Source organism: Vibrio sp. MM46 (genome assembly GCF_027587135.1).
GTDB lineage: Bacteria > Pseudomonadota > Gammaproteobacteria > Enterobacterales > Vibrionaceae > Vibrio > Vibrio harveyi.
The window spans coordinates 124,872-139,959 of the sequence record NZ_JAPPTO010000007.1 but is presented as its reverse complement, the minus strand read 5'-3'; the positions used below and the strand labels follow the sequence as shown (position 1 = coordinate 139,959).

The window sequence follows — 15,088 nt, the reverse complement described above, 5'->3', positions numbered from 1 at the left end:
TCCTTTCCTCGTTATCCTTGTCGCTTTGTTTTAGCACCAATGACTGAGAGGTAAGTCATTGGTGGATAGAGGATTTAGTATTTATTATGAATCTGTTCTGTATTATGAGTTTAAGATGTACTCAGCGATCTTATCGCCCATCTCAGATGTTGTAAGCGCAGGGTTGTCACCAGCAAGATCGCCCGTTAGCTCCCCAGCTGAAAGTGCTTTTGATACTGCGGCTTCAATGTCTTGCGCCGCAGTTTCTTCACCTAGGCTGTAACGCAGCATCAGTGCTGCTGATAGGATTTGCGCCACAGGGTTAGCAATATTCTTACCTGCGATATCGGGTGCACTGCCACCTGCTGGCTCGTACAGACCAAATTTACTTTCGTTTAGGCTTGCTGAAGGCAGCATACCCATTGAGCCAGTGATCATTGCACACTCATCAGAAATGATGTCGCCGAAGATGTTTGAACAAAGCATTACGTCAAACTGAGCTGGGTCTTTAATCAACTGCATTGTTGCGTTATCAATGTACATGTGTGACAGCTCGACATCTGGGTAATCTTTTGCGATTTCTTCTACCACTTCACGCCATAGGATTGAGCTTTGCAGAACGTTCGCTTTATCGATTGAACACACCTTCTTACGGCGTAGACGTGCAGATTCAAACGCAATTTTTGCGATACGTTCGATCTCAAAGCGGTGGTAAACCTCGGTATCAAATGCTTTTTCTGTTGCGCCTTCACCTTCACGACCTTTCGGTTGACCGAAGTAGATACCACCAGTTAATTCACGTACTACCACGATGTCAAAACCACGACCTGAGATGTCTGCACGAAGTGGTGAGAAGGCTTCTAGACCAGAGTGGATCTGTGCTGGACGAAGATTACAGAATAATTGGAAGTGTTTACGTAGCGGAAGTAGGGCACCACGTTCAGGTTGGTCATTTGGTGGTAAGTGCTCCCACTTTGGTCCACCTACTGAACCGAATAGGACGGCATCAGACTCTTCACACGCTTTGACTGTACTTTCTGGAAGTGGGCAGCCGTGATTGTCGATCGCAATACCACCAACATCATGCTCGTCACGCTCAAATGCAATACCGTGTTTCTTTTCGATTGCATCCAACACTTTATGCGCTTGTGCCATCACTTCTGGGCCGATACCGTCGCCAGGTAAAACGGCAATTTTGTATGATTTGTCTGTCATGTTAATCCTTTAATATTTCTAAATTTTTGAGCTTATCTAAACGAATTTGGTTGGAGTCTGAGATGTAAATCAGACCCCAATGAATCACATTAAACTGTCGCGATTTTCTTTTGCTTCATCTCTTCAATCTTATCGGCACGATGAATGCTGTTGATGACGTGTAATAGCGCTTGACCAGATGCTTCTACGATATCGGTAGAAACGCCGGTACCGTGGTACTTACGACCTTTGTAGTTGGCGATGATGTCTGCTTGACCAAGACCATCTTCACCTTCACCTTTTGCCGTTAGGTCGAACTTGTCTAGAACGATGTCGTAACCTGTCACGCGGTAGATACATTGGTATAGCGCATCAACCGGACCATTGCCGACTGCAGCCTCACACGTTTCCTCATCACCACATTGCATCTTGATGCTGGTGGTCGCCATTACGCTGCCTGATTGCACACTTAGGTAGTTCAATTTGTAGAAATCATCTTCTTCACGCAAGTTTGAGAAGTGCATTAGGGCTTCTAGATCGTAATCAAATACTTGACCCTTACGGTCGGCAAGCTTCAAGAAGTCCTCGTACAACGCATCTAAGTTGTATTCTTCTTCTTTGTAGCCCATTGAATCCATGTGGCTTTTCACGGCTGCACGACCACTTCGGCTGGTTAGGTTCAGAGCTTGGTTTTTAAGACCGATCGATTCAGGCGTCATGATCTCGTAAGTGTTTTTGTTCTTTAGCATCCCATCTTGGTGAATGCCTGAAGAGTGGCTGAATGCGTTGGCACCAACGATCGCTTTATTGCTCTGAATTGGCATGTTACATAGCTGACTAACCAACTTGCTGGTGCGGTGGATTTCGTCGTGTTTTAGACCGGTATGCACACCCATGAATTCTTGGCGTGTTTTTAGGATCATCGCGATTTCTTCTAAAGAACAGTTACCTGCACGCTCACCGATACCGTTAATGGTGCCTTCTACTTGTCGCGCCCCTGCTTGGACGGCTGCGATAGAGTTTGCGACTGACATACCTAAGTCATCGTGGCAGTGCACAGAGATGATGGCTTTGTCGATGTTGGGTACGCGGTTGAATAGGGTTTCAATGATGCCACCAAACTCACTTGGTACTGTGTAGCCAACGGTGTCTGGAATGTTGATGGTGCTTGCGCCCGCATCGATAGCGGCTTCAACCATGCGGCATAGGTTGTCGATTGGAGTGCGCCCTGCGTCTTCACAAGAAAACTCGACGTCGTCGGTGTAATTGCGTGCGTGTTTTACTGCTTTAACACCCATTTCAACCACATCGTCGTAGCTGCGGCGAAGTTTGTCCTGAACGTGAACAGTCGAAGTGGAGATGAAGGTGTGAATTCGGAAAGCATCAGCGACTTTTAGTGCTTCAGCGGCGGCATCGATGTCTTTCGCAACGGCACGCGAAAGGGCACAAACTCGACTATTTTTTATGTGTTTTGCGATGGTTTGTACGGACTCGAAATCACCTGGTGAAGAGACAGGAAAACCCGCTTCGATAACATCAACGCCCAGCCTTTCAAGCGCATAGGCAATCTGCAGTTTTTCTTTAACCGTCAAGCTTGCTGACAACGCTTGTTCGCCATCACGCAATGTGGTGTCGAATATAATGACCTGATCGTTCATGTTTGCTTCCTTCATGATTTTTGCACTTTTGCGCAAGTTAATCGTTTACTTCCGGTATTTAGATATAAAAAAACCCGCATTTGCATGCGGGTTTCTAAGAAATTGGTGTGGTTATTTTTCTTCCACAGCCTACCCGCGCGAACTGGTCACGATCAGGAGGAGGCTAAGCAGGATAGAAAAACGTGCTGACATAGTTGTTAAGCATTCCACAAAATTAAGTTAACAAATTAGTACCGCACTCAATGGAGCACGTCAACCCTAAAGTTGATTTTTTATTCATATCGGATCAGTAGGTGAATTAATCTTCTATCAATGATGGACGTCTTCAATGTGAAGAAAGGGGAGATGTTTGTGCTACAACAATTATTGCCGCGACTAAGATCACGCTCACCATCTTCTTCTCATTGTTTTGATACTGCATGCTTTGCGAGCTATCACACAAAGGAGGCAATTGGTTGGCATAAATTCAGCAGAGCGATTTATAGTAGAACGGTTGTATCTACCGAATTTTTGAGGCAAATAGGTTAGGGATTAATGGATTTAGCGAAACAACTTGGACGTTCTGCGCTGGCTCTAGCTCTGGTTTCTTTATCTGGGTGTCAGTTACTTCAATTTGGGCAACCGACAGAGGCGACCTCTTCAGTGGTGGCGAGCGATCATGCTCATAGTGTCTTGATGATCAACCACCAAATGGATGAATACTTGAGTGAAGATGGACGTGAATCCTTTCTAAATCAAATGCTGGTGGCGTTAGAGTCGGATAACCGTGACAAGTTTAAAGGTAAAGATCCAGACACTTACTCTTGGTGGAAGATCCGTGTCCAGCCAAATCAATGGAAGGAAGCAGAAGTAAGTCGTCCTATTGTAGAGGGAGTGGATACGTCAAATACACTTGAATTTATGGATGTTTCATATCGCTCAAAGACCACTCTTAATTTGCGAGCAAAACCGAGCTTAAAAGGAGAGAAGCTGGGAGAGCTAACCAAAGGTGAGGTCTTTAATGCTCTTGCTAAAGTGGAAGGCGAACCATGGTTGCTGGTCGAACAAAAAGGTGTGATTAGAGGTTACGTACACAAAGACTACGCTCGTAGTAATGTCGTCAACCGAGACATTTTGTCGATCAAGCCTAATCCACTATTAAAGCATAATGTTGAGCCAAGCGAACAAGGGAAAAACGAATTGTTCGGTAGCTATACTTGCCGTGATTTGAGCTATGAGCTCACGAAAGATGGTCACATGACCACCGGCTCGCTTAGAGCATGTCGTAAACAAAGAAAGATCTGGTACATCGATGCACCAGTCTCTGCTTCCAATCAGTCTTGATCTTTTATGCTCAGATCTTCTGGGTGAATATCTTCGTACTTATGAGCTCGGTTGATCAACGTAACGATTACCGAGCTTAGTGCTACTCTTAACTCCCGCCGTTTTTTCTGCCCTGCTGCAAATGATAACGTGTCATTAATTATCCAAATTCTCGTCATGTAGTTGTCACCTTACACGCCTAGTTTTCATATAAAGGTCAAAGTAAAGGAATGTTACATGCGAGCTTTAGAGACAATTAGCCAGCCAATGGCAAGCATTGCTAAATTTGATTTGGCGTTCTCCAGTGTGTGTTTACAACATCGATTTAATCAGCAAGTCGCGAATATCAGTAAAGGAGTTTCTCATAGTGGGGATGGACACCTCTATGTGGTGTTAGGGTTGTTAGCTTGGCTACTTGATAAGCAACATGGTCATTGGTTCTTGATTACCGGGTTAACCGCATTTGCCATCGAATTACCCATTTACTGGGTGTTGAAAAACAGCTTTAAGCGCCGTCGTCCTGAGGAATTGAGCGCGTTGCTTCCTGCCTTTATTACTCCTTCTGACCGCTACAGCTTACCGTCAGGTCATACTGCGGCGGGCTTTTTGATGGCGACGCTCATTCATCATTTTTATCCAGACTTAGGCATATTTGCTTTCACTTGGGCAGCCTTGATTGGGACATCACGTATTCTGCTTGGCGTGCACTTTTTTACTGACATTATCATTGGTGCTTTGTTGGGGAGCCTATGTGGTTCTTTGGCAATTGGGCTCATTGGAGGTTAATGGATGAAAATTCTGTATGGTGTTCAAGGCACAGGAAATGGTCACATCGCCCGCGCAAGAGCCATGAGTAAAGCTTTTCAAACTCACGACGTGCAGGTTGATTTTCTTTTCTCTGGACGCGAACCAGAAAAGTACTTTTCAATGGAGTCTTTTGGAAACTATCAAACTCGGCGTGGCTTTACCTTTGTGACAGAGAAAGGCGCCGTGAGCTATGCTAAAACGGCATTACGCAATAACTTGGTTCAGTTTATCCAAGAAGTAAACCAGCTGGATTTGTCTTCTTATGATCTGGTGATCAATGATTTCGAACCCGTCTCGGCTTGGGCTGCTCGTAAGCAGAACAAACCTTGTATTGGTATCAGTCATCAAAATGCATTCCGCTACCCAGTACCTCTTAAGGGGGCGAGTTGGTTGGATAAATCCGTCATAGAGCATTTTGCTCCTTCGCAACACCACCTAGGCTTGCATTGGTATCACTTTGATCAGCCGATCTTACCACCTATCGTTCATACGCTTGAGCAAACGAGTGGTAATGATGACTTTGTTCTCGTCTATCTTCCGTTTGAATCAATAGAAGACATCAGCGATTTGTTGTTCCATTTTAATCAACAGTCTTTTGTCTGTTATCACCCGAACGTGATTGAGTGTGAGCAAGTGGAAAATATTGAACTAAGACCTCTGTGTCACACTAACTTTCAATCTCATTTGCAACGTTGTAGTGGAGTGATTGCCAATGGTGGTTTTGAACTGCCATCGGAAGCCCTTTCTCTTGGCAAGAAGCTATTACTTAAACCGCTTTCTGGGCAATTTGAACAGCAAAGTAACGTCGCAACATTGGAAGATTTAGGGCTAGCATCTTCGATGGAAAATCTTGATATTTCGACGGTACGTCAGTGGTTGAAAGAACAACAAGCAGAAAGCGTGAAGTATCCTGATGTTGCAAAAGCGATCGCCAACTGGGTATTACAAGGTGCTTGGGATACACCTGAAAAACTCTCTGAACAACTATGGGAACAAGTCGATTTTCCGAGTTACGTATCGAATATTTAACGTCCGATTTATCTTCTAAGTTGCAGTCATTCACGCGCTGATTGGCTGCATTTTTATGCCTTCTATATCATTTCTATTCACGGTCATTTTGCTGACTCTTTAACTGATTTGCATGTTTTGTGAACTTAACTATTGATGCTGGTTTTTGAACGCAAATGCAAACAATAAGCAGGGTAAATGGGTTGTATGATCCCTGTAGATTGTCATTAACGTGCTAAATAGGTTGTAAGAAACCTCTGATTTAGGCGTTTTATACTTTTTTATGTTTTTCTTAACGATATGATAAATATGGAATAAATAACTAATTGGCTAAAATTTAATGATTAAATATCAATCTAGTTGCGAAACCTTGATTGATTAGTTGATAGTACGGTTCGAGCCGGAAATATCTGGACGATAAATATAATACAAATTCGGTTTTCTATTCCTTAAAAAATGATTTGAATCCAGCCACGGTCGTTTGTGTGCAAAGAGATTCTATTCGTTAAGAATTCATTGAACCAAGTTGACGATTACATAAGAGGCGCACTCCATGTTAGATAAAAAAGACGCGATGAGCGCAATTGCTAGCTACCGTATGGAAAGCACATTGCGTGGTGTAGATTTAAACCTATTGACCGTATTTGATGCAGTGATGCAAGAGCAAAATATTACTCGTGCAGCACATAACCTTGGCATGTCACAACCAGCAGTAAGTAATGCGGTTGCTCGCCTAAAAGTAATGTTTAATGATGAGCTATTCATGCGTCAGGGTCGTGGTATTCAGCCAACTCAGCGTGCTCGTCAACTGTTTGGTCCTATCCGCCAAGCACTACAGCTTATTCGTAACGAACTTCCAAGCTCAGTTTTCCAACCTGAGTCTTCAACTCGTCTGTTTAAACTGGCGATTTGTAGCCCATGTGATATGCGTTTCGCACCGAGAATCATGGCTAATATTAACGAGCAAGCACCAAGCGTACAGCTACACCTAGATGCGGAATTTGATCGCCTTCTATCTGAGCGTATGCGCTACCAAGAAATCGACTTCGTAATTGACTACGCACGTTTTGATGATCAAGGTTTCTCAAGTACTGAAATCTTTAAAGATGAGCTAGTGGTTATTGCTTCTAAGACGCACCCTCGCATCCAAGGTGGTGTATCTGCTGAGCAACTGATCAACGAGAAACACGCGAAGCTATCACGTGTACATGGTCAACGTAGCTTCTCTGAGCAAGCGTACCGCGAACTTGATTGCCAAGCCGCTTATGAAGGTTCAAGCCTAAGCAACCTGCTATACGTAGTAAGCCAATCTGAGCTTGTGACTATCGCTCCTCGCTGGATGGCTGAGAATGCAGTGAACAGCGACCAGTTGCAAATCCTAGATTTCCCATTTGAAAACAAGGAAATCAGTGGTTACCTAAGCTGGCACGAATCAAGTGAGAAGGACAAAGGCCACATCTGGTTACGTGACCAACTTATGATCACTTGTGGTGAAGTTGTTGCGCTTAAATAAGCTGAATTTTTAGCCTGATCAACTGGTCAGACTGGACTTGTAATCATCAATTTTTACAATTCCTTGCCCCTGAGAGAACGCCGTCTCTCAGGGGCTTTTTATGTCCGCTATTTAATAGTCGAAACAGCGACTTAAGTTGATTAAACCTTCAGCAGTTAAAGACCTGCTATGCTCTCATTAGTGATAGTCGTCTCTTAATAATGATAAGTTTGATAATGGTCAGTTGCGTTTTTAAGCGTCGAGGTTACACTTGTGCGCTCAAATAGCTTACGCCTGTAAGCCAAAAGGTAATGTAAAGAATGGCCAAGTTAGATTTTCATATCGTAAAACGTATTCGTGAACAAATTGCGAAGGGTAGTACTCGTGTTGCGCTTAAACATAAAGTCGGCGACACATGGCAAGGTATTACTTGGGAGCAGTTTGGTCAGCAAGTAGATGCTTTGTCACTTGCGCTTTTGGCTCAGGGATTGGGCGTTCAAGATAAGATCGGTATTTTCTCAAATAACATGCCGCAATGGACCATTGCTGATTTTGCAGCACTGCAATTGCGTGGCGTTACCGTACCTATCTATCCAACTAACACCGCAGCTCAATCGGCTTACATCATTGATAACGCAGACGTCAAAGTGTTGTTCGTTGGTGAGCAGCCACAGTTTGATGCCGCGGTTAGCATTTTCGATGAATGTAAGCAGCTAGAACTGATCGTTGCGATGTCAGATGATATTGACCTAGGCGATCATGCATTTGCCATGACATGGAAAGACTTCGTTGCTAAGGGCGACGTTAGTCACCAAGCTGAGCTAGAAACTCGTTTAGAACATGCGCAAGAAGAAGATCTACTGACCCTGATTTACACCTCTGGTACCACAGGTCAACCGAAAGGTGTAATGCTAGATTACGCGAACATCTCTGCCCAACTTGAAGGTCATGATGAGCGCTTGAGTTTAACTGAAGACGACGTATCGCTGTGTTTCTTGCCATTATCACACGTGTTTGAGCGTGCATGGACATTCTATGTGCTTTATAAAGGTGGTACCAACTGCTACCTGCAAGACACCATGCAAGTACGTGATGCCCTGAGTGAAGTACGCCCAACCGTGATGAGTGCGGTTCCTCGTTTTTATGAGAAGATCTTCTCTGCGATCCACGAGAAAGTGTCACGTGCACCATTCCATCGCAAAATTATGTTTACTTGGGCGGTCAACATGGGTGCGAAGATGGCTGCTTGTCATCAAGAAAACCGCAAGCCATCACTGATGCTACGTAAATCTTATGCTTTGGCAGACAAACTAGTGTTGAGCAAGCTACGTGCATTATTGGGTGGACGCATTAATTTCATGCCATGTGGTGGCGCGAAGCTAGATGAAACCATTGGGCGTTTTTTCCACGCAATTGGCATCAATGTTAAGCTTGGCTACGGTATGACAGAAACCACGGCAACCGTATCTTGTTGGGATGATCAATGCTTTGATCCGAGCTCTATCGGTATGGCAATGCCAGGCGCTCAAGTTAAGATTGGTGAAAACAACGAAATTTTAGTGCGCGGTCCAATGGTGATGCGTGGCTACTACAAAATGCCAGAGGAAACTGAGAAGACGTTTGACGAACATGGCTTCTTGAAGACTGGCGATGCAGGCTACATTGATGAAAATGGCAACTTGTTCATTACTGACCGCATCAAAGAACTGATGAAGACTTCAAACGGTAAGTACATTGCACCTCAAGTCGTAGAAGGTGCAATCGGTAAAGACCACTTCATTGAGCAGATTGCTGTCATCGCAGATACACGTAAATTTGTATCGGCTCTGATTGTTCCGTGTTACGACTCACTTGAAGAGTATGCGAAAGAACTAAATATCAAGTACCACGATCGTGTTGAATTGATCAAACATCATCAGATTGTTGAGATGCTTGAGAAGCGTGTTAATGACCTGCAGAAAGAACTGGCTAAGTTTGAACAAGTTAAGAAATTCAAACTTTTACCTAAAGCATTCTCGATGGATGATGGTGAGTTGACCCCAACACAAAAACTTCGTCGTAAAGTCATTAACGACAAATACCAAGACGAAATCGAAGAAATGTACACTGAAAAGTCTGATAAAAAGTAACTTAAGCTAACTTAGATTTCAGATTGATGAAAATGTCCCCAGTTGCCTGATATTGTGCTGCTGGGGATTTTTTATGACCGTCTTTCACACTTTTAGTTGTGACTTATGAAGGAAGTTTCGCTGAAAGTTGCCATTTCTAGTGAAATTATTCACTTTATTTTCTTTTGGTTTCTTATCTTGATTCTATTTTGCGCTACTTAGTTAGCGTCAAACCCTGCCTTTGTTCTGATTTATAGCATCTTGTTTAAAATTTGATTCAACTCTCATTAGACCCGTTGATAATAAAACGTTACATTTGTTGTGTTACCTTGCGTTTTGTTATGACAGACGTAAGACATAGCTGAAAAAGTGGAAGTATTTCTATTAGGCTACGAATAAGACCTAGACTATGTAAAACCAGACCAAACCGTTGGCCTTACGGTGAGGAAAACTGGTAAGGAGAGCAAATTATGACAGCAATGTTGTCAGGCGCAGAGATGGTTGTGCAATCTCTGATTGAAGAGAGCGTAGAGCAAATCTTTGGTTACCCTGGCGGGTCCGTTTTAGATATCTACGACGCACTGCACGCCAAAACCGATCAAATCAAACACGTACTAGTAAGACACGAACAAGCCGCTACCCATATGGCAGATGGCTATGCGCGAGCGACGGGCAAGCCCGGAGTCGTACTGGTATGTTCTGGTCCTGGTGCAACCAATACCATCACAGGTATTGCGACTGCATACATGGATTCAATTCCAATGATTGTTATCTCAGGTAACGTACCAAACAACCTGATTGGTAATGATGCCTTCCAAGAGTGTGACATTGTGGGTGTTTCACGCCCTGTTGTGAAACACAGCTTCCTCGTCAAGAAAGCGGAAGACATTCCTGAAACGATCAAAAAAGCGTTCTACATCTCGACAACAGGTCGACCTGGACCGGTTGTGATTGATTTGCCGAAAGATATTTTGAACCCGCAAATCAAGCTTCCTTACGAGTACCCAGAAAGCATTTCGATGCGTTCATATAAGCCAACGACGTCTGGTCACAAAGGTCAGATCAAAAAAGCGTTGAAGTCGCTTGTTGAAGCGAAGAAACCAGTATTGTACATCGGTGGTGGGGCGGTAATTTCCGGTGCGCATGAGCATATTCAAACGCTATCGGAGCAGTTAAACCTTCCTGTTGTAAGCACACTAATGGGGTTAGGTGCCTTCCCGGGTACACATAAAAACTCGCTTGGTATGCTAGGTATGCACGGTACTTACGAAGCTAACATGGCGATGCATGAAGCGGATCTTATCTTTGGTATTGGGGTACGTTTTGATGACCGTACGACTAATAATCTAGAGAAGTATTGTCCGAATGCTAAAGTGATGCACATTGATATTGACCCATCTTCTATCTCGAAAAATGTGAAAGTTGATTTGCCTATCGTAGGTTCTGCTGAAAAAGTATTAGCGACCATGGTTGGTCTGCTCAACGAGCAGGGCAATAACAACGATCAAGAAGCGATAGGTCAGTGGTGGGAAGACATTCAAGTATGGCGAGATCGCAACTGCTTGGCGTATGAGACATCTCCTGAGCGCATTAAGCCGCAACAAGTTATCGAAACACTGCACAAGCTAACCAAGGGAGACGCTTACGTTGCGTCTGATGTGGGACAGCACCAGATGTTTGCGGCGCTGTACTATCCATTTAATAAGCCACGCCGTTGGATTAACTCGGGTGGTCTCGGCACAATGGGCTTCGGTCTACCTGCTGGTATGGGTGTGAAATTCGCAATGCCAGAAGAAGAAGTGGTGATTGTGACTGGTGATGGCAGTATCCAAATGAATATTCAGGAGTTGTCGACGGCCATGCAATACGACATCCCTGTAAAAATCATTAACTTGAATAACCGTTTCCTAGGCATGGTAAAACAATGGCAAGACATTATTTATCAAGGTCGTCACTCTAACTCGTACATGAGTTCTGTTCCTGATTTTGCAGCGATTGCAGAAGCTTATGGTCACGTCGGTATTCGTATCGAAACGCCAGATCAGCTAGAAGCGGGTCTCCAAAAGGCGCTCGACATGAAAGATCGTTTGGTGTTTGTCGACATCAACGTAGATGAAACCGAACACGTTTACCCAATGCAGATCAAAGGCGAGGGTATGGACAAGATGTGGCTAAGCAAAACGGAGCGTACTTAATATGAGACACATTATTTCTTTGTTAATGGAAAACCAGCCAGGTGCTTTGTCTCGCGTTGTCGGTTTGTTTTCTCAGCGTGGTTACAACATTGAATCGTTGAACGTATCACCAACTGATGACGAAACACTGTCGCGTCTAAATATCACGACTAACTCTGATGAAATGCAGTTGGAGCAGATTCAGAAGCAACTGCATAAGCTGATCGATGTGCTCAAAGTGCAAGAAGTTACGGAATTTGACCACATCGAGCGCGAACTGATGATGGTCAAGGTAAAAGCGAGTGGTTTTGCTCGTGCTGAAGTGAAGCGTACCGCGGATATTTTCCGTGGTCAGATTGTTGATGTCACGGCTTCTCAATACACGGTGCAACTTGCGGGTACCAGTGAGAAACTGGACGCTTTCATCCAAGCGATTTCGGAAGTTACGGAAGTGGTCGAAGTGGCTCGAAGCGGTGTCGTAGGCATTGCTCGCGGGGAACGTTGCCTCAAGCCTTAATGAAATCTGATGCATTTAAGAAAAGCCATCGTTGTTCGATGGCTTTTTGTTTAGAAAATAACAAACAGTGATATAATTGCTGCTTTCGTAATCAATGTGAGTAGTAGAACGCGTGAAAGTCAGGAAGTTAGTCAGCGCTTTGTTGGCGACGACGCTATTTTTTAGCGCGCTCATCTCAATCTACTACTATCAGAAATATCAAACGCTGTTAGCGGATAACGTCAAGAGCACCGCTAAAGAGGCTCTTCATCAACTCGCGTATTCCGAGCGAGAATATAACAACGTTCAAGATCAAATCTCTTCCATCAGTGATCTACTCGGTCATAGCCAAAGCCTTTACGATTATTTGCGTGATCCTAGCGACAAAAATCTCGCCATTTTACAAGAGGTGTGGAGCTCAGTCGCCGTTAACCAAAAATGGTATCGACAGATACGTTTCCTAAACCTTGAAGGGCAAGAGAACGTACGGATTAATTACGACTTCAAAACGGGCATTGCTGCGCCAGCTCAGGTTTTGCAAGATAAGTCCGAGCGAGCTTATTTCCAATTCGCTCAGAATCTTAGCAATGACCAGATCGGTTCTTGGGGGATAGAGTTAGAACGAGAAAATAGTGAGCTCGTTTATCCGTACAGTCCATCGATTCGTATCATGATGCCTGTTGCGATGGATGGCACGCGCGAAGGCTATCTGGTACTGAACATCAACGTTCAATATTTATCGTCACGTTTAAATTACTCACCTGTAAGAGATTTTAACATCGAGCTTATCAACCAAGCGGGTTACTACGTTGCGAGCTCTCATAATGACAAGCTGTATGGCGATATTATTCCTGCTCGCTCTCGATTCAACTTTGGTTTGCTTCACCCCAAAGTTTGGCAGAACATGGGGGCAGAAAAGATGGGCTACGAATACGATGGTAACCATCTGGTGATCTTTAATACGATTAACTTTGTGCCGGGGGAGTCTCTTCATTTAATTATCGATCTTTCGCAAGAACAGCTCTTAGAGCGAGCTGATCGAGACATTGATGACTTATTGCAAGAAGCTCTCTTTGTTTTAAGCTTGATGCTGGTTTTCGCGCTCCCGATAACAACTTTAGCACTGCACTATCGTCGCCATAGCATTGAGTCCAAGCTGGCTCGAGCGGCACTGGATGGCATGACCGCAGTGATGATATCGGATACTTCACACCGAATTATGATGGTTAACCAAGAGTTCGAAAACATGATGGGTTATTCGAATTCTCGCTTACGAGGCTGGAATGCCCACAATCTGATTTTTATCCCCGAAGACATTGAAAATATTCTGGCGATTTGGAATCAACTGGGTGTTGAGCAAGTATGGGAAGGTGAGGTGCGTTGTCGTACTAAACTTAATCATGTGTTTACTGCCATTATGCGTATTCAAGCCATTATGGCAAAGTCTGGTAAGGTCAGTTATTACATCTCTTCACTGGTGGATATTTCGGAGCGTAAAGAGCTAGAAGAAAAGCTGCGCAACTTAAGTGAGAAAGATGGTTTAACTAGCCTTTGGAATCGTCGTAAATTTGAAGAGCAGCTTGCACAATATACCAACTTGGTTGAACGCTATCCGAATACACCCACGACTTGTTTAGCCTTGTTTGATATCGACCATTTCAAGCGTATCAACGATGAACTGGGGCATGATGAAGGCGACAAAGTCATTTGTACGGTGGCTGAAACTTTACTTCGTGGGGTGAGAAGCACCGACTTCGTGGCTCGAGTTGGCGGAGAGGAGTTCGCGGTGATCATGCCGCACACTACTACGCAAGAGGCGGAAGTGGTTTTGAATCGCTTGCGTGTTGCAGTAGAGCTAAGTAGTGACCGTTCAGTGACCGTAAGTGTGGGTTACAGCGATGTGACTGCGGATAGAACTCGCAGTTACAAATGTGCCGATATTGCCCTGTACGAGTCAAAAAGTGCAGGGCGGAACCGAGTGTCGATTTGTCACAGTTTTGATGACATTGCTTAGAGGCGATGAGAAAAAGCAGTAATTGGCTTCTCTAGCAAATAAAAAAATCGGGATAACCCCGATTTTTTGCTATCTATTGGGCGACGATATGATTAAGCCGTTTCTAGCTCTAGTACGGTTTCAATACGCTGCATTGAGCTCAATAAATGCTTATCAAGCAGTGTCATTGCTTCTTCGCTGTTCTTCGCAAGAACAAGCTTCATGATCATCTCATGTTCATCAATGTTGAACAGAGCATCTTGCTCAGAGTTCAATGTTTGCATCGCAAAGTAGCGGTAGCGTTTGATTTGGTTTATCAGATCACTGAAGAACTCAAACATGTTCTTTGAATCAGCACCTTCCAACAAAGAGACGTGGAACTGATGGTGGCGCTCTTCCCACTCTTTCCAACAGAATGTTTCGTCAAAGTTCAGACGAGATAGCTTATGGTATGACGTTAGCACGTCCAATTCCCAGCTTTCATCACCCGCCAAGATTGCTTTCTTAAGCAGTACAGAAGAAACCACACGAAGGCTTTCGTATAGGTCGTTCAATTCTTTTTTGCACACAGGCGCAACCCAACAGCCTTTTTGTGGCTCAAGCTTTACATACTTGCTCCAAGACAGTTGCACAAGTGCTTCGCGGATAGGTGATGCACCAACGTTGTATTTCTCTTTCAGGTCAGCAACCACAAGCTTTTGACCTGGCTTTAATTCACCCGTCAGGATGTCCTGACAGATCATTTTCGAAACTTTGTCGGTAAGAGTAGGACTGGACACAAGCAACCTCATGAAATTTTATTATCGTGACGACAACTAAACAGTACGTAGTTCGGTTGTGATTGATAATACAGCGTACTGATTATGAGGGCAAGATT

Annotated in this window: 11 protein-coding genes; 8 read left to right on the top strand and 3 right to left on the bottom strand. The window is 44.1% G+C overall.

Translation table 11 applies throughout. From position 1 onward, the window contains the following. Positions 1-102: 102 nt before the first annotated feature. Together leuB and leuA are read right to left on the bottom strand one after the other, a co-directional pair. A complete protein-coding gene (gene leuB, locus OH459_RS10050) occupies positions 103-1,194 on the bottom strand; it encodes a 3-isopropylmalate dehydrogenase (protein ID WP_005450462.1) in 1,092 nt (363 codons plus the stop codon). An 89-nt stretch (positions 1,195-1,283) separates the two neighbouring features. Further along, positions 1,284-2,831, bottom strand: a complete 1,548-nt coding sequence (gene leuA / locus OH459_RS10045; RefSeq protein WP_005450461.1) for a 2-isopropylmalate synthase — start codon at positions 2,829-2,831, stop codon at positions 1,284-1,286. Positions 2,832-3,365: 534 nt separating this feature from the next. Between leuA and OH459_RS10040 the strand changes: the two genes are divergently transcribed. The 8 genes from OH459_RS10040 to OH459_RS10005 all read left to right on the top strand — a co-directional run bounded on the left by OH459_RS10040 (position 3,366) and on the right by OH459_RS10005 (position 14,232). Then, positions 3,366-4,154, top strand: a complete 789-nt coding sequence (locus OH459_RS10040) for an SH3 domain-containing protein (protein ID WP_005450460.1) — start codon at positions 3,366-3,368, stop codon at positions 4,152-4,154. 216 nt (positions 4,155-4,370) lie between these two features. Then, positions 4,371-4,919 carry a phosphatase PAP2 family protein gene (locus OH459_RS10035; RefSeq protein ID WP_005450458.1) on the top strand — a complete coding sequence of 183 codons (549 nt, stop codon included), beginning with the start codon at positions 4,371-4,373 and terminating at the stop codon, positions 4,917-4,919. A 3-nt stretch (positions 4,920-4,922) separates the two neighbouring features. Continuing rightward, positions 4,923-5,969: an MJ1255/VC2487 family glycosyltransferase gene (locus tag OH459_RS10030; protein ID WP_050904027.1), complete on the top strand. Its 1,047-nt coding sequence runs from the start codon at positions 4,923-4,925 to the stop codon at positions 5,967-5,969. A gap of 532 nt (positions 5,970-6,501) precedes the next feature. Beyond that, positions 6,502-7,461 carry a LysR family transcriptional regulator CalR gene (gene calR / locus OH459_RS10025; protein ID WP_005430441.1) on the top strand — a complete coding sequence of 320 codons (960 nt, stop codon included), beginning with the start codon at positions 6,502-6,504 and terminating at the stop codon, positions 7,459-7,461. Positions 7,462-7,760: 299 nt separating this feature from the next. Beyond that, positions 7,761-9,569 (top strand): AMP-dependent synthetase/ligase, encoded by a 1,809-nt coding sequence (locus OH459_RS10020; RefSeq protein ID WP_009698844.1) that lies wholly within the window; start codon positions 7,761-7,763, stop codon positions 9,567-9,569. Between the two features lie 449 nt (positions 9,570-10,018). Further along, positions 10,019-11,743, top strand: coding sequence for an acetolactate synthase 3 large subunit (locus tag OH459_RS10015; RefSeq protein WP_239924021.1), 1,725 nt, complete (start codon positions 10,019-10,021; stop codon positions 11,741-11,743). Position 11,744: 1 nt separating this feature from the next. Then, a complete protein-coding gene (gene ilvN, locus OH459_RS10010) occupies positions 11,745-12,239 on the top strand; it encodes an acetolactate synthase small subunit (protein WP_005450454.1) in 495 nt (164 codons plus the stop codon). Between the two features lie 112 nt (positions 12,240-12,351). Next, complete coding sequence (locus OH459_RS10005) at positions 12,352-14,232, top strand: sensor domain-containing diguanylate cyclase (RefSeq protein ID WP_269986539.1); 1,881 nt, start codon at positions 12,352-12,354, stop codon at positions 14,230-14,232. 92 nt (positions 14,233-14,324) lie between these two features. On the opposite strand, the gene OH459_RS10000 is transcribed toward OH459_RS10005, so the two are convergent. Beyond that, complete coding sequence (locus OH459_RS10000) at positions 14,325-15,002, bottom strand: GntR family transcriptional regulator (RefSeq protein ID WP_017190055.1); 678 nt, start codon at positions 15,000-15,002, stop codon at positions 14,325-14,327. Positions 15,003-15,088: the final 86 nt, after the last annotated feature.

Excerpts from the sequence above, each read along its gene's own strand:
- OH459_RS10000 (WP_017190055.1), bottom strand. The coding sequence starts at position 15,002 with ATGAGGTTGCTTGTGTCCAGTCCTACTCTTACCGACAAAGTTTCGAAA.
- leuB (WP_005450462.1), bottom strand. The coding sequence starts at position 1,194 with ATGACAGACAAATCATACAAAATTGCCGTTTTACCTGGCGACGGTATC.
- OH459_RS10015 (WP_239924021.1), top strand. The coding sequence starts at position 10,019 with ATGACAGCAATGTTGTCAGGCGCAGAGATGGTTGTGCAATCTCTGATT.
- calR (WP_005430441.1), top strand. The coding sequence starts at position 6,502 with ATGTTAGATAAAAAAGACGCGATGAGCGCAATTGCTAGCTACCGTATG.
- OH459_RS10030 (WP_050904027.1), top strand. The coding sequence starts at position 4,923 with ATGAAAATTCTGTATGGTGTTCAAGGCACAGGAAATGGTCACATCGCC.
- OH459_RS10040 (WP_005450460.1), top strand. The coding sequence starts at position 3,366 with ATGGATTTAGCGAAACAACTTGGACGTTCTGCGCTGGCTCTAGCTCTG.
- leuA (WP_005450461.1), bottom strand. The coding sequence starts at position 2,831 with ATGAACGATCAGGTCATTATATTCGACACCACATTGCGTGATGGCGAA.
- OH459_RS10035 (WP_005450458.1), top strand. The coding sequence starts at position 4,371 with ATGCGAGCTTTAGAGACAATTAGCCAGCCAATGGCAAGCATTGCTAAA.
- OH459_RS10020 (WP_009698844.1), top strand. The coding sequence starts at position 7,761 with ATGGCCAAGTTAGATTTTCATATCGTAAAACGTATTCGTGAACAAATT.
- ilvN (WP_005450454.1), top strand. The coding sequence starts at position 11,745 with ATGAGACACATTATTTCTTTGTTAATGGAAAACCAGCCAGGTGCTTTG.